At 60.5% G+C, this 13,146-nt stretch carries 14 protein-coding genes; 9 read left to right on the top strand and 5 right to left on the bottom strand.

Annotation, left to right across the window (positions count from 1 at the left end; genetic code table 11):
- Positions 1 to 3 precede the first annotated feature (3 nt).
- On the top strand, positions 4 to 237 hold the full coding sequence (rpmB, locus tag KBP52_RS19350; protein WP_007920377.1) for a 50S ribosomal protein L28: 234 nt from the start codon (positions 4 to 6) through the stop codon (positions 235 to 237).
- A gap of 11 nt (positions 238 to 248) precedes the next feature.
- A complete protein-coding gene (rpmG, locus tag KBP52_RS19355) occupies positions 249 to 404 on the top strand; it encodes a 50S ribosomal protein L33 (protein ID WP_003177274.1) in 156 nt (51 codons plus the stop codon).
- A 180-nt stretch (positions 405 to 584) separates the two neighbouring features.
- Here the strand turns inward: rpmG and KBP52_RS19360 are convergent, their stop codons facing one another.
- Positions 585 to 947: a cupin domain-containing protein gene (locus tag KBP52_RS19360; protein WP_025112716.1), complete on the bottom strand. Its 363-nt coding sequence runs from the start codon at positions 945 to 947 to the stop codon at positions 585 to 587.
- Between the two features lie 239 nt (positions 948 to 1,186).
- Here KBP52_RS19360 and KBP52_RS19365 point away from each other — a divergent pair, with 239 nt between their 5' ends.
- Together KBP52_RS19365 and KBP52_RS19370 are read left to right on the top strand one after the other, a co-directional pair.
- Positions 1,187 to 2,680: an aldehyde dehydrogenase gene (locus KBP52_RS19365; RefSeq protein WP_212620783.1), complete on the top strand. Its 1,494-nt coding sequence runs from the start codon at positions 1,187 to 1,189 to the stop codon at positions 2,678 to 2,680.
- A gap of 192 nt (positions 2,681 to 2,872) precedes the next feature.
- Entirely contained in the window at positions 2,873 to 4,018 is a 1,146-nt protein-coding gene (locus KBP52_RS19370; RefSeq protein ID WP_212620784.1) for an MFS transporter, read from the top strand.
- Positions 4,019 to 4,105: 87 nt separating this feature from the next.
- Here the strand turns inward: KBP52_RS19370 and KBP52_RS19375 are convergent, their stop codons facing one another.
- Positions 4,106 to 5,674: a phospholipase D family protein gene (locus KBP52_RS19375; protein ID WP_212620785.1), complete on the bottom strand. Its 1,569-nt coding sequence runs from the start codon at positions 5,672 to 5,674 to the stop codon at positions 4,106 to 4,108.
- Positions 5,675 to 5,734: 60 nt separating this feature from the next.
- Positions 5,735 to 7,156 carry a PLP-dependent aminotransferase family protein gene (locus KBP52_RS19380; RefSeq protein WP_123593528.1) on the bottom strand — a complete coding sequence of 474 codons (1,422 nt, stop codon included), beginning with the start codon at positions 7,154 to 7,156 and terminating at the stop codon, positions 5,735 to 5,737.
- Positions 7,157 to 7,335: 179 nt separating this feature from the next.
- Here KBP52_RS19380 and KBP52_RS19385 point away from each other — a divergent pair, with 179 nt between their 5' ends.
- Positions 7,336 to 7,581, top strand: coding sequence for a DUF1127 domain-containing protein (locus KBP52_RS19385; protein ID WP_077575039.1), 246 nt, complete (start codon positions 7,336 to 7,338; stop codon positions 7,579 to 7,581).
- 116 nt (positions 7,582 to 7,697) lie between these two features.
- Here the strand turns inward: KBP52_RS19385 and KBP52_RS19390 are convergent, their stop codons facing one another.
- Positions 7,698 to 9,008, bottom strand: a complete 1,311-nt coding sequence (locus KBP52_RS19390) for an FAD-binding oxidoreductase (protein ID WP_212620786.1) — start codon at positions 9,006 to 9,008, stop codon at positions 7,698 to 7,700.
- 148 nt (positions 9,009 to 9,156) lie between these two features.
- On the opposite strand from KBP52_RS19390, the gene KBP52_RS19395 reads away from it, so the two are divergent.
- Positions 9,157 to 9,510: a YkgJ family cysteine cluster protein gene (locus KBP52_RS19395; RefSeq protein WP_038359217.1), complete on the top strand. Its 354-nt coding sequence runs from the start codon at positions 9,157 to 9,159 to the stop codon at positions 9,508 to 9,510.
- Between the two features lie 118 nt (positions 9,511 to 9,628).
- On the opposite strand, the gene KBP52_RS19400 is transcribed toward KBP52_RS19395, so the two are convergent.
- The gene (locus KBP52_RS19400) at positions 9,629 to 10,117 is read right to left on the bottom strand and encodes an Lrp/AsnC ligand binding domain-containing protein (RefSeq protein ID WP_003177284.1); all 489 of its coding nucleotides are present in this window, start codon (positions 10,115 to 10,117) and stop codon (positions 9,629 to 9,631) included.
- A 156-nt stretch (positions 10,118 to 10,273) separates the two neighbouring features.
- On the opposite strand from KBP52_RS19400, the gene dadA reads away from it, so the two are divergent.
- The 3 genes from dadA to alr all read left to right on the top strand — a co-directional run bounded on the left by dadA (position 10,274) and on the right by alr (position 13,071).
- Positions 10,274 to 11,578 (top strand): D-amino acid dehydrogenase, encoded by a 1,305-nt coding sequence (gene dadA, locus KBP52_RS19405; protein ID WP_034152046.1) that lies wholly within the window; start codon positions 10,274 to 10,276, stop codon positions 11,576 to 11,578.
- The gene (locus tag KBP52_RS19410; protein WP_123593530.1) at positions 11,550 to 11,903 is read left to right on the top strand and encodes a RidA family protein; all 354 of its coding nucleotides are present in this window, start codon (positions 11,550 to 11,552) and stop codon (positions 11,901 to 11,903) included. Before dadA ends, KBP52_RS19410 begins: the two co-directional genes overlap by 29 nt.
- A 94-nt stretch (positions 11,904 to 11,997) precedes the next feature.
- Positions 11,998 to 13,071 (top strand): alanine racemase, encoded by a 1,074-nt coding sequence (gene alr / locus KBP52_RS19415; protein ID WP_123593531.1) that lies wholly within the window; start codon positions 11,998 to 12,000, stop codon positions 13,069 to 13,071.
- Positions 13,072 to 13,146: the final 75 nt, after the last annotated feature.

The raw sequence follows: 13,146 nt of genomic DNA on the forward strand, positions 1-13,146 counted from the left end.
GGCATGTCGAGAGTATGTCAAGTTACCGGTAAGGGTCCGGTGACTGGGAATAACATTTCCCACGCAAACAACAAAACCCGTCGTCGTTTCCTGCCGAACCTGCAGCATCACCGCTTCTGGGTTGAAGAAGAGAAACGTTTTGTGCGTCTGCGCGTATCTGCCAAAGGCATGCGTATCATCGACAAGCGTGGCATCACTGTCGTGCTCGCCGAACTTCGCCGCGATGGCAAGATTTAAGGGAGCTAATCATGCGTGAATTGATTCGTTTGATCTCGAGCGCCGGTACTGGTCACTTCTACACTACCGACAAGAACAAGCGTACTACCCCGGACAAAATCGAGATCAAGAAATATGATCCGGTTGTTCGCAAGCACGTGATCTACAAGGAAGGCAAAATCAAGTAATTGATTTTTCCCGACTTACAAAAAAGGCCCGTATCTCACGATACGGGCCTTTTTTGTTGCCTCGGATTTGGTGTTTCCTGTTCTGGCCCCTTCGCGAGCAGGCTCACTCCTACATTGGAATGCGGTCACCTGTAGGAGTGAGCCTGCTCGCGAAAGGGCCCGATCAGCCAGCGAAAACTCTCAAGCTTTCTGTTCAAAGATCACATAGACCTTGCGGCAAGCCTCCAGCACCTCCCAAGTCCCACGAAACCCCGCCGGAATCACAAACCGGTCGCCAACACGCAAGGTCTTGGCGTTACCATCGCTGTCACGCAGCACCGAAACCCCCTGCAGGATTTCGCAGTACTCATGCTCGGTGTAATTCACCGTCCACTGCCCGACCGCACCTTCCCACACGCCAACGCCCATCTGCCCACAAGGGCTTTCGTACTGATGGAACACCGCTTGCTCAGGATCTCCCTTCAGCACCTTCGCCGGGTCCGGGCGATAGCGTTCGGCTTCGCTACTGGTCAGGCTGATGTCGACGACGTTCTGGATGTTCATTGTTGTTATCTCCCGTGAATACGGCGCGATTGGCTGGAAAGGGCCAAAGTCTATGTTGATTAAAATCAACACCGCAAGGCCGTATGGCCACCTTATGTCAAATATATTGAAACAACCCCGGCCGCTGGTTTAGGGTGGCGGGTGCCTCTGGCCGAAAAACCGGCTGGCCGGGCAGAATTCCTGAGGACGCTGGCGAAGATCGCGCGGCGCTCGTATTCAACAAGCGGAGGACACTCGAAATGACCACCCTGACTCGTGCCGACTGGGAACAACACGCCCGCGACCTGAAAATCGAAGGCCGCGCCTACCTCAATGGCGAATACACCGACGCCGTCTCCGGCGAAACCTTCGAGTGCATCAGCCCGGTCGATGGCCGTCTGCTTGGCAAGATCGCCAGCTGTGACGCCGCCGACGCCCAGCGCGCCGTGGAAAACGCTCGCGCCACCTTCAATTCCGGCGTCTGGTCGCGCCTGGCGCCGACCAAACGCAAGGCCACCATGATCCGTTTTGCCGGCCTGCTGAAGCAGCATGCCGAAGAGCTGGCCCTGCTTGAAACCCTCGACATGGGCAAGCCGATCAGCGATTCGCTGTACATCGACGTCCCGGGCGCGGCGCAAGCACTGAGCTGGAGCGGTGAAGCGATCGACAAGATCTACGACGAAGTGGCCGCTACGCCCCACGACCAGTTGGGTCTGGTGACTCGCGAGCCGGTAGGCGTGGTCGGCGCCATCGTGCCGTGGAACTTCCCGTTGATGATGGCCTGCTGGAAACTCGGTCCGGCGCTGTCGACCGGTAACTCGGTGATCCTCAAGCCATCGGAAAAATCCCCGCTGACCGCTATCCGCATCGCCGCACTGGCGGTTGAAGCCGGCATTCCGAAAGGCGTGCTCAACGTGCTGCCGGGCTACGGCCACACCGTTGGCAAGGCGCTGGCGCTGCACAACGATGTCGACACGCTGGTGTTCACCGGTTCGACCAAGATCGCCAAGCAACTGATGATCTACTCCGGCGAATCGAACATGAAACGCGTCTGGCTGGAGGCCGGTGGCAAGAGCCCGAACATCGTCTTTGCCGATGCGCCGGACTTGCAAGCCGCTGCCGAATCCGCCGCCAGCGCCATCGCCTTCAACCAGGGCGAAGTGTGCACCGCCGGCTCGCGTCTGCTGGTCGAGCGTTCGATCAAGGACACATTCCTGCCGATGGTGATCGAGGCGTTGAAAGCCTGGAAGCCGGGCAACCCGCTGGACCCGGCGACCAACGTTGGTGCACTGGTCGACACGCAGCAGATGAACACTGTGCTGTCGTACATCGAATCCGGCCATACCGATGGCGCCAAACTGGTGGCTGGCGGCAAACGCATTCTGCAGGAAACCGGTGGCACCTACGTTGAGCCAACGATTTTCGACGGCGTGAGCAACGCGATGAAAATCGCTCAGGAAGAGATCTTCGGCCCAGTGCTGTCGGTCATCGCTTTCGATACCGCTGAAGAAGCGATCCAGATCGCCAACGACACGCCGTACGGCCTGGCCGCTGCGGTCTGGACCCAGGACATCTCCAAGGCGCACCTGACCGCCAAGGCCCTGCGTGCCGGCAGCGTCTGGGTCAATCAGTACGATGGCGGCGACATGACTGCGCCGTTCGGCGGCTTCAAACAGTCGGGCAACGGCCGCGACAAGTCGCTGCATGCGTTCGACAAATACACCGAGCTGAAGGCAACGTGGATCAAGCTGTAAGCCGTTAGGGAGGATCTGTTCACAGAGCAATCCTCCAGACGAAGCAGATCCCCTGTGGGAGCGAGCCTGCTCGCGAAGGCGGTGTCCCAGTCAGCCCCTGTGCTGAATGTGAAACCGCTTTCGCGAGCAGGCTCGCTCCCACATTTGTTTGATGTGGCCTCCAAAAAATAATTATCCACAGGAGCGTGGAACATGCGGTGGGCGACGTATTTCGCCGTGTTGGCGTCTGTCTTGAGTGTCGGTCTGGCCCTGGGGGTCAGTATGCCGTTGGTGTCGTTGCGCCTGGAAGGCTGGGGTTACGGTTCCTTCGCCATCGGTGTAATGGCAGCGATGCCAGCGATTGGCGTGTTGTTGGGCGCGAAGATTTCCAGTCATCTGGCCGCGCACTTCGGCACGGCCAATCTGATGCGCCTGTGCCTGTGGGCCGGGGCGCTGTCGATCGGTCTGCTGGCGCTGTTGCCGAGCTATCCGGTCTGGCTGGTGCTGCGGCTGATGATCGGGGTGATCCTGACCATCGTGTTCATCCTCGGCGAGAGCTGGATCAATCAGCTGGTGGTCGAGCACTGGCGCGGTCGCCTGGTGGCGCTGTATGGCAGCAGCTATGCGTTGAGCCAACTGTCGGGGCCGTTGCTGTTAGGCGCGTTGGGCACCGAGCATGATTACGGTTTCTGGGTCGGCGTCGGCCTGCTGCTGGTTTCGCCGCTGCTGTTGCTGGGTCGCAGCGGTGCGCCAAGCAGTGAAGCGAGCAGCGTGACGTTCCGCGATCTGTGGGGATTCGCGCGCGAGCTGCCGGCAATTGCCTGGGCGGTGTCATTGTTCGCCGCGTTCGAGGCGATGATCCTGACGTTGCTGCCGGTGTATTGCCTGCAACAGGGCTTCACCGCTGAAATCGCGCTGGCGATGGTCAGCACGGTGGTGGTGGGCGATGCGTTGCTGCAATTGCCGATTGGCGCGTTGGCCGATTACCTGTCGCGGCGTACGCTATTTGCCGGCTGCGCCGTGGTGTTGATGCTGTCGAGTCTGGCGATTCCAATGTTGCTCGACACGCTGCTGATCTGGCCGTTGTGGGTATTGTTCGGGGCGAGTGCCGGTGGTTTGTTTACGCTGTCGCTGATTCTGATCGGCGAGCGTTATCGCGACGATGCGCTGGTGCGGGCGAATGCGCACATTGCGCAGTTGTGGGGTGTCGGTTGTCTGGTCGGGCCGCTCGCGGCCGGGGCGGGCAGCCAGTGGATCAGCGGACATGCGTTGCCGTTGTTGATGGCGATTGGAGCGTTTGGGTTGGTTCTGCTTCTTTTGCGTCAGGGTGCGTTTGGCCCAGTGACCGAGCCTGCCTAACATCAAAAGATCGCAGCCTTCGGCAGCGCCTACAGGAGGAATGCATTTCAACTGTAGGCGCTGCCGAAGGCTGCGATCTTTTGCTTTTCAAAGCATTCGTTCAAGGCCGACAGTGGTGCTGAACCACGCGTTGAACCGCCGCCACCAACTCCCCGGCTCCTTGGTAAGGGTGTGCATCTGGCCGTTGTCTTCGGTGACCCAAACAATCTGGCCATCCTGTAACTTCGCCTCATAACTCAGCGCTGGCGCCATGCCTTGCAGCGCCAGTTCGCGCACATGCCCGGCCAGTTCCGGGCTGTCGACCAACACCCCGACTTCGGTGTTCCACAGCACCGAACGCGGATCAAAGTTGAACGAGCCGATAAACGATTTCTGCCGATCAAAGATCATCGCTTTGCTGTGCAGACTTGAATCCGAGCCGCGAAACGACTTGCTGTAAAACACATGCGGACCACTGCCGTAGTTATCCCCAGGCTGACGGCGCAGTTCATACAACTTCACGCCATGCTCCAGCAACGCCTTGCGATACGGCGCGTAGCCGCCATGCACCGCTGGCACATCGGTGGCCTCCAGCGCGTTGGTCAGCAGGCTCACCGAGACGCCGGCATCGGCGCGACCGGTCAGGTAAACCAGCCCCGGCTGGCCCGGCACGAAGTACGCCGAAATCATGATCAGCTCTTTGCTCACGCCTCTGAGCTCGGGTGCCAGTTGCGTGGTCAGCAGCAATTGCGGATCCGGTTCGCCCTTGGCCAAGACCTTGCTCGGCGCATCCCACAACGCCTGATTCCATGCCCAGATCAGCTCTTTGCGCCAGATGTCCATGCGCGGTTCGGTCTTGAACGTCATCAACTGCTGATACAGCGCATGATTCTGCTTACGGGTGTCTTCCAGCGATTCTTCCAGGCGTGTGCGGGTGTTCTCCAGATCCTTGGCGGTCGGTTGGCTGGTAAGGAACTCGTCGATCGGTTTGCTCAGCGCGCTGTTCCAGTACTGGTCGAAACTGTGCCCGAGCTGCTCGGCCACCGGCCCGACGCTGAGCATGTCGATGTCGGTGAAATTCAGGTTCGGCTCGGCGTCGAAATACTCGTCACCCAGATTGCGCCCGCCGACGATGGCCACGCTGTTATCCGCCAGCCACAGCTTGTTGTGCATGCGCCGGTGCTGCAGTGACAGATTGAACAAGCGCCCCGCCGCGCGGGTGACGCCAGTGCTGCGGCCCAGGTGCAGTGGATTGAACAGGCGAATCTGAATCTGCGGATGCGCCGCGAGTGTGGCGATGATCTGGTCGAGGCCATCGCTGGTGGTGTCATCGAGGAGGATGCGCACGCGCACGCCACGGTCGGCAGCCTTGAGCAGTTCCTCCACCAGCATTCGCGTACTGATGCCGTCATGGACGATGTAGTACTGCAGATCGAGGCTGGACTGGGCGTTGCGGATCAGTTCGGCGCGGGCGGTGAACGCCTCGCTGCTGTTGGACAGCAGACGGAAACCCGAGCGCCCCTGATAGGGCGCCGCTTGGGCCTGAATCGAACGGCCGAAGCTGGAGCCGGACGCCGGCAACGCCTGGCTGGGCTCGCGCGGAACATCAAGGCTGACACAGCCACTCAGGAACGAGGCGAGTAACAGCAAAGCGAACAGGGGCTGTCTGAAGCTCACGTAGGGTCATTCCGAATGGCGGCTAGGGTCGGCATATGGACGCGGTTCTCTGGAAAAAGGTCAGTCGGCTTCGGCCAGCAATCTGACCGCTGTCTCGCCGACCTTGCGCACCGCCTCTTCGATCTGCGCGGTCGGTTTGGCAGCGTAGTTCATCCGCAGGCAATTGCGGTACTTGCCCGAGGCGGAAAAAATGCTGCCGACGGCAATCTGTACGCCTTGGTCGTGCAACTCACGATTGAGTTTCAAGGTGTCGAAACCTTCCGGCAATTCGACCCACAACATGAAACTGCCTTGCGGCCGACTGGCGCGGGTGCCTGCCGGGAAATAGCGGGTAACCCAGTCGATCATCAGGTCGCGACTGCGTTGGTATTGCGTGCGCATGCGCCGCAAGTGCGGTTCGAAATGACCGGCCTTGAGGAATTCGGCGATGGCGATCTGCGGCTGCGGTGCGGTCGATCCGGTGCTGATGTATTTCATGTGCAGCACGCGCTCAAGGTAGCGGCCCGGCGCGACCCAGCCAATGCGCAGGCCCGGCGCCAAGGTCTTGGAAAACGAACTGCAAAGCAGCACGCGGCCGTCTTCGTCGAAGGATTTGATCGTGCGCGGACGCGGGTAGGTGTAGGCCAGCTCGCCATACACATCGTCCTCGATGATCGCCACGTCGAAGCGCTGGGCGAGGGTAAGCAGGGCGCGTTTGCGCGACTCCGGCATGATGTAGCCGAGCGGGTTGTTGCAGTTGGGGGTGAGCTGGATGACTTTGATTGGCCATTGTTCGAGCGCCAGTTCCAGCGCTTCGAGACTGATCCCGGTGAGTGGGTCGGTGGGGATTTCCAGGGCTTTCATGCCCAGGCCTTTGAGCGTTTGCATGGCGCCGTGGAAGCTCGGCGAATCGACCGCGACGATGTCGCCCGGCTCGCAGATCGCGTGGATGCTGGTCGACAGCGCCTCATGACAACCGGTGGTGATGACAAGGTCGCTGGCGCTCAACTGGCAGCCGGAGTCGAGCATCAATCGAGCGATCTGCTCGCGCAATTCGAGGGTGCCGTGGATGTTGTCGTAATACAGACCGGGCATGTCCTGGCGGCGGCTGATCCGCGCCAGACCGCGCAGCAACGGTTTCATGGTTGGCGAGCTGATGTCCGGCATGCCGCGACCCAGTTGCACGACGTCCTTGCGCGGCACCGCGCGAATCAATTCCAGCACCTGATCCCATTGCGAAATCTCCACGGGACGTTGCGCCGGACGGCCGACGGCGGGCAACTCCGGCAGTTCACGGCCCACCGGTACGAAGTAGCCGGATTTGGGTTTCGGCGTGGCCAAGCCACTGTCTTCAAGCACGCGATAAGCCTGCTGCACCGTGCTCAGACTGACCCCGTGTTCGACGCTCAACGCACGTACCGACGGCAACCGATCGCCGGGTCGATAGAAGCCGTTTTCGATGCGTGTGCCGAGCAATTCGGCGAGGTTTACATAAAGGGTCATGGCGCTGCCTCGGTGCAGGTGATTCGATAAACCAGTACAGACGTGGCAAAAATCGACAATTCAGTCTGTAAAACGACGAATCTGTATGGAGTTAATACAGTTGCTTTGAATCTGTAATGGTTTTGCTCGCCCGCGCATCATGGAATCTCTGGCTACCCAAGTAAACAGGAGCAACCAAAATGAACGGCTTGAGCGATGTGCGGCTGACGTTACACAGTCAGGAACTGGCGGCAGGGCAGAAGGACAGTGCGCGCAATGAGATCATGCGCAAGCCACCGTCCGGCCTGAATCGCTGGCGTCTGTTGTGGCATCGTCTGCACACGCGCAAGGCGTTGCTGGCGCTGACGGCGGACCAGCTCAAGGACATCGGGCTGACCCGTGAGCAGGCGCTGGAGGAGGGGTTGAAGCCGTTCTGGCGGATCTGAGATCTGTATGGTCGTTTTGGGCCTCATCGCGAGCAGGCTCACTCCTACAGGGGAACGCATTTCAACTGTAGGAGTGAGCCTGCTCGCGATTGGGCCTTCAATTCACTGCAAAACCATCAGACCAACTCTTTGAGGCGATGCCACAACATCCCCAACGCCAACAACGGCGAACGCAAATGCTTGCCGCCCGGGAAAGTGATGTGCGGCACCTTGGCAAACAGGTCAAAGCCCCCACTGTGCTGCCCGCTGATCGCTTCGGCCAATAACTTGCCCGCCAGGTGCGTGGCATTCACCCCGTGCCCGGAGTACGCCTGGGCGTAATACACATTCGGCTGATCCGCGAGCCGGCCAATCTGCGGCAAGCGGTTCGCGCCGATACCGATCATGCCGCCCCACTGATAGTCGATCTTCACGCCAGCGAGTTGCGGGAACACTTCGAGCATCTTCGGCTGCATGTAGGCGCCGATATCCTTTGGATCGCGCCCCGAATAATGGCAGGCACCGCCGAACAGCAAACGACGATCCGCCGAGAGCCGGTAGTAATCCAGCGCGACACGCTGGTCGCAGACCGCCATGTTCTGCGGCAGCAGGCTGTGCGCCTGTTCTTCGCTCAAAGGTTCGGTGGCGATGATGTAGCTGCCGGCGGGCAGGACCTTGCCGCTGAGTTGCGGATTCAGATCACTGAGATACGCGTTGCAGCCGAGCACGAGGGTCTTGGCGCGCACCGAACCTTGAGCTGTATGTATTTTGACTTCAGGGCCGTAATCGATACGCGTCACTGCCGAGTGTTCAAACAGTTTGACGCCCAGTTGCTGCGCCGCCGCTGCTTCGCCCAATGCGAGATTGAGCGGATGCAAATGCCCTGAGCCCATGTCGATCAAACCGCCGACATAGCGCTTGGAACCGACTACGGTGTGCATCTCGTTGGCTTGCAGCAAACGGGTTTCGTAGCGATAACCGAGGCCGCGCAGTTCTTCGGCGTCTTCGGCAAAGCTTTCGATGTCGAACGGCTTGTTGGCGAGATCGCAGTAGCCCCAGGTCAGGTCGCAGGCAATTTGAAAACGCTCGACGCGCTGGCGGACGATTTCCACCGCTTCCAGGCCCATGAGTTTCATCTCGCGCACGCCATCGCTGCCGATGACATTGGCGAACTGATCGAGGCCGTGACCGACCCCGCGAATAAGCTGCCCGCCGTTGCGGCCGCTGGCGCCCCAGCCGATCTTGCGCGCCTCGAGCAACACCACGCTGAGGCCGCGCTCAGCCAGTTCCAGCGCCGTGTTCAACCCGGAAAAGCCACCGCCGACCACGCAGACGTCGGCCAGCACATCACCTTGCAATACCGGGTGATCGGGCTGCGGCAGGCTGCTGGCGGCGTAGTAAGAGGCAACGTGGGGTTGGCTCGCGGAGGTGAAGGCGCGGGCAGTCATGGGCGTCATCCAACGGCTAAGGTGTCGAGAAAATTTGACGGAGCATAAGCCGCACGCCCGAACGGGGGCAACACTGGTCGGCCTGCGGTGTCTGGATCACGGCTTTTGCGGCACAATTGCCGCCTATTTCACCTTGGTTATCGTTTCGATGAGCTGCAACAGCCAGACAGTCCGCACCTTGCGTCAGCAGATCCCCTCGTTCGAGTGCGTGCCTGGCTGCCACGACTGCTGCGGGCCGGTGACCACTTCGCCGGAAGAAATGGCGCGCCTGCCGCGCAAGACCCGCGCCGAGCAGGATGCGGCGATGGAGGAGTTGAACTGTGTGCACCTGGGGCCGAATGGCTGCACGGTGTATGAGGAGCGGCCGTTGATTTGCCGGTTGTTCGGCACGACCAAAACCTTGCCTTGCCCGAATGAGCGGCGGCCGGTGGAGCTGATTCATCCGCGCGTGGAGAAGCAGATATTCGAGTACATGGCGGCGAATCGGCAGGTGTTGGTTTGAAGGGGTCATTCGGAACTGAGTCGACGCCATCGCGAGCAGGCTCACTCCTACAAGGGTACGCATTCCAAATGTAGGAGTGAGCCTGCTCGCGATGGGGCCGGGTCAGGCACCACCAATCTCAATCCGGGATCGGCAGGCTCAAGCTCTCCTTGACCTCTTCCATCACGATATAACTCTTCGACTCCCGCACATGCGGCAGCTTCAGCAGAATGTCGCCCAGCAGCTTGCGGTACGAGGCCATCTCGGAAATCCGTGCCTTTACCAGGTAGTCGAAATCCCCTGACACCAGGTGGCACTCCAGCACATGCGGCAGTTTCAGCACCGCGCGGCGGAACTCCTCGAACGTGTCGCCGGATTTGTAGTCGAGGCTGATCTCGACGAACACCAGCAAGCTACCCTTCAAGTGCTGCGGATTCAGCCGGGCGTTGTAGCCCATGATGATCCCTTCGCGCTCCAGACGCCGCACCCGCTCGGTGCACGGCGTGGTGGAGAGGCCGACCTTTTCGCCGAGTTCGGTAAAGGAAATCCGTCCGTCCGCCTGCAGGATCCGCAAGATGTTGCGGTCGATCTTGTCCAGCTCACGTTTGGTCTGAGTGTTGGTACGCATAGGGGATGCGCCTCCGTGAAAAGGGTTTTTGCCGAGAATTGTCGCCAAATATAGGCGCTTATATAGTGAAAAGCACTGGCATTTCTTTTTTACACTGCGCGCATCATTGCTCTAACAACAGACGTACGCGGCCCTGCCGCGATGAGGGATACAAAAATGCGCGTAATGGTCTTGGGTAGCGGCGTCATCGGTACCGCCAGTGCTTACTATCTGGCCCGTGCCGGGTTTGAAGTGGTGGTGGTCGACCGGCAGCCTGCTGCGGCCATGGAGACCAGTTTCGCCAACGCCGGCCAGGTGTCGCCGGGCTACGCCTCGCCGTGGGCCGCGCCGGGCGTGCCGCTCAAGGCGATCAAGTGGCTGCTGCAACGCCACGCCCCTCTCGCGATCAAGGCCACCGCCGACATCGACCAGTACCTGTGGATGGCGCAGATGCTGCGCAATTGCACCGCCAGCCGTTACGCGGTGAACAAGGAGCGCATGGTGCGTCTGTCCGAGTACAGCCGCGACTGCCTCGACGAATTGCGCGCCGAAACCGGCATCGCCTACGAAGGCCGCAGCCTCGGCACGACTCAGCTGTTCCGCACCCAGGCGCAGCTTGATGGTGCCGCCAAAGACATCGCTGTGCTGAAAGAATCCGGCGTGCCGTTTGAAGTCCTCGACCGCGCCGGCATTGCCCGCGTCGAACCAGCCCTGGCGGGCGTCACCGACATTCTCGCCGGTGCCCTGCGCCTGCCGAACGACCAGACGGGCGACTGCCAGATGTTCACCACGCGTCTCGCCGAAATGGCCGTGAAGCTGGGTGTGGAATTCCGTTTCGGTCAGGACATCCAGAAACTCGACTACGCCGGTGATCGCATCAACGGTGTGTGGATCGACGGCAAGCTGGAAACCGCCGACCGCTACGTGCTGGCCCTCGGCAGCTACTCGCCGCAACTGCTCAAACCGCTGGGCATCAAAGCCCCGGTGTATCCGCTCAAGGGTTACTCGCTGACCGTGCCGATTACCAACCCGGCGATGGCGCCGACTTCGACTATTCTCGACGAGACCTACAAGGTCGCGATCACCCGTTTCGACAACCGCATCCGCGTCGGCGGCATGGCCGAGATTGCCGGTTTTGACCTGTCGCTGAACCCGCGCCGGCGCGAAACCCTGGAGATGATCGTCAACGACCTTTATCCTCAGGGCGGTAATCTGGCTGAGGCAAGTTTTTGGACCGGTCTGCGTCCGACCACCCCGGACGGCACGCCGATCGTTGGCGCCACACCGTTCAAGAATCTGTTCCTCAACACCGGTCACGGCACGCTTGGTTGGACTATGGCGTGCGGTTCCGGCCGTTTGCTGGCCGACCTGATGGCGAAGAAAAAGCCGCAGATCAGCGCCGAAGGCCTCGATATTTCCCGTTACGGCAACAAAACCCAGGAGTCCGCAAAACATGTCAATCCAGCGCCAGCTCACCAATGAGCGCATGAGTCAGATCGTCAGCCACAACGGCACCGTGTATCTGGCCGGGCAGGTCGGTGACGACTTTGACGCCGGGGTTGAACAGCAGACCCGCGACGTACTGGCCAATATCGAGCGTTTGCTTGATCTGGCCGGCACCGACAAACAGCATCTGCTCTCGGCGACGATCTACCTGAACGACATCGAGGCGAACTTCGCCGGGATGAACTCGGTGTGGGACCAGTGGCTGCCAAAAGGTGCTGCTCCGGCCCGCGCCACCGTCGAAGCGAAAATGGCCAAGCCGAGCATTCTGGTAGAAATCTCTATCGTCGCCGCGCTGCCGTAACCGTTGTAAAGATCCCTCTCCCGGCGCTGTTGGCGGTTCACGTCGTCAGTCGGCGCCGGTTTTTCTTCCCATGACCGCCTAGAAGTCTGCCGCCATGCGTCCTGCCCGTGCCCTGATCGACCTAGAAGCCCTGCGCCACAACTACCGAATTGCCCGCGAAGTCACCGGCGCCAAGGCGCTTGCGGTGATCAAGGCGGACGCCTACGGCCATGGCGCAGTGCGTTGCGCCCAGGCGCTGGAAGCCGAGGCCGATGGCTTTGCCGTCGCCTGTATCGAGGAGGCGCTGGAGCTGCGCGCCGCGGGTATTCGTGCGCCAGTGTTGTTGCTGGAAGGGATCTTTGAGGCCGATGAGCTGGCGTTGATCGTCGAGCACGATTTCTGGACCGTGGTGCATTCGCTGTGGCAGCTCGAAGCGATCGAGCAGGCGGCACTGAGCAAACCGATCACCGTGTGGCTGAAGCTCGATTCGGGCATGCACCGCGTGGGTCTGCATCCAAAGGATTATCCGGCGGCTTACCAGCGTCTGCTGGCCAGCGGCAAAGTGGCGAAGATCGTCTTGATGAGCCACTTCGCTCGCGCCGATGAGCTGCATGCGCAGAGCAGTACCGAGCAAGTCGCGGTGTTTGAAGCGGCGCGTCAGGGTTTGGCTGCTGAAGTCAGCCTGCGCAACTCGCCCGCGGTGCTCGGTTGGCCGCAGATTCACAGCGACTGGGTGCGTCCGGGCATCATGCTCTACGGCGCCACGCCGTTCGAAGAAGCCAACGCCGTGGCTGATCGCCTGCAACCGGTGATGACCCTGGAATCGAAAGTCATCTGCGTACGCGAACTGCCGGCTGGCGAGCCGATCGGCTACGGCGCCAAATTCATCACCGACAAGCCTATGCGCATCGGCGTGGTCGCCATGGGTTACGCCGACGGCTACCCGCGTCAGGCGCCGACCGGTACGCCGGTTTTGGTGGCGGGTAAACGCAGTCGCATTCTCGGTCGCGTGTCGATGGACATGCTCTGCATCGATCTCACCGATGTGCCTGAAGCAGGCCTCGGTTCGAGCGTCGAACTGTGGGGCAAAAACATCCTCGCCAGCGAAGTGGCGCAGTGGGCCGACACCATTCCGTACCAGATCTTCTGTAACCTGCGTCGAGTGCCAAGGCTCTATTCCGAGGGTTGACGCCGCTGCGGGGGCCAAGTGTTGTAAATACTGAACGCTGTCGCCATGATAACGCTCAATATTCTTACAACATCA

It is taken from the genome of Pseudomonas sp. SCA2728.1_7 (assembly GCF_018138145.1).
GTDB lineage: Bacteria > Pseudomonadota > Gammaproteobacteria > Pseudomonadales > Pseudomonadaceae > Aquipseudomonas > Aquipseudomonas koreensis_A.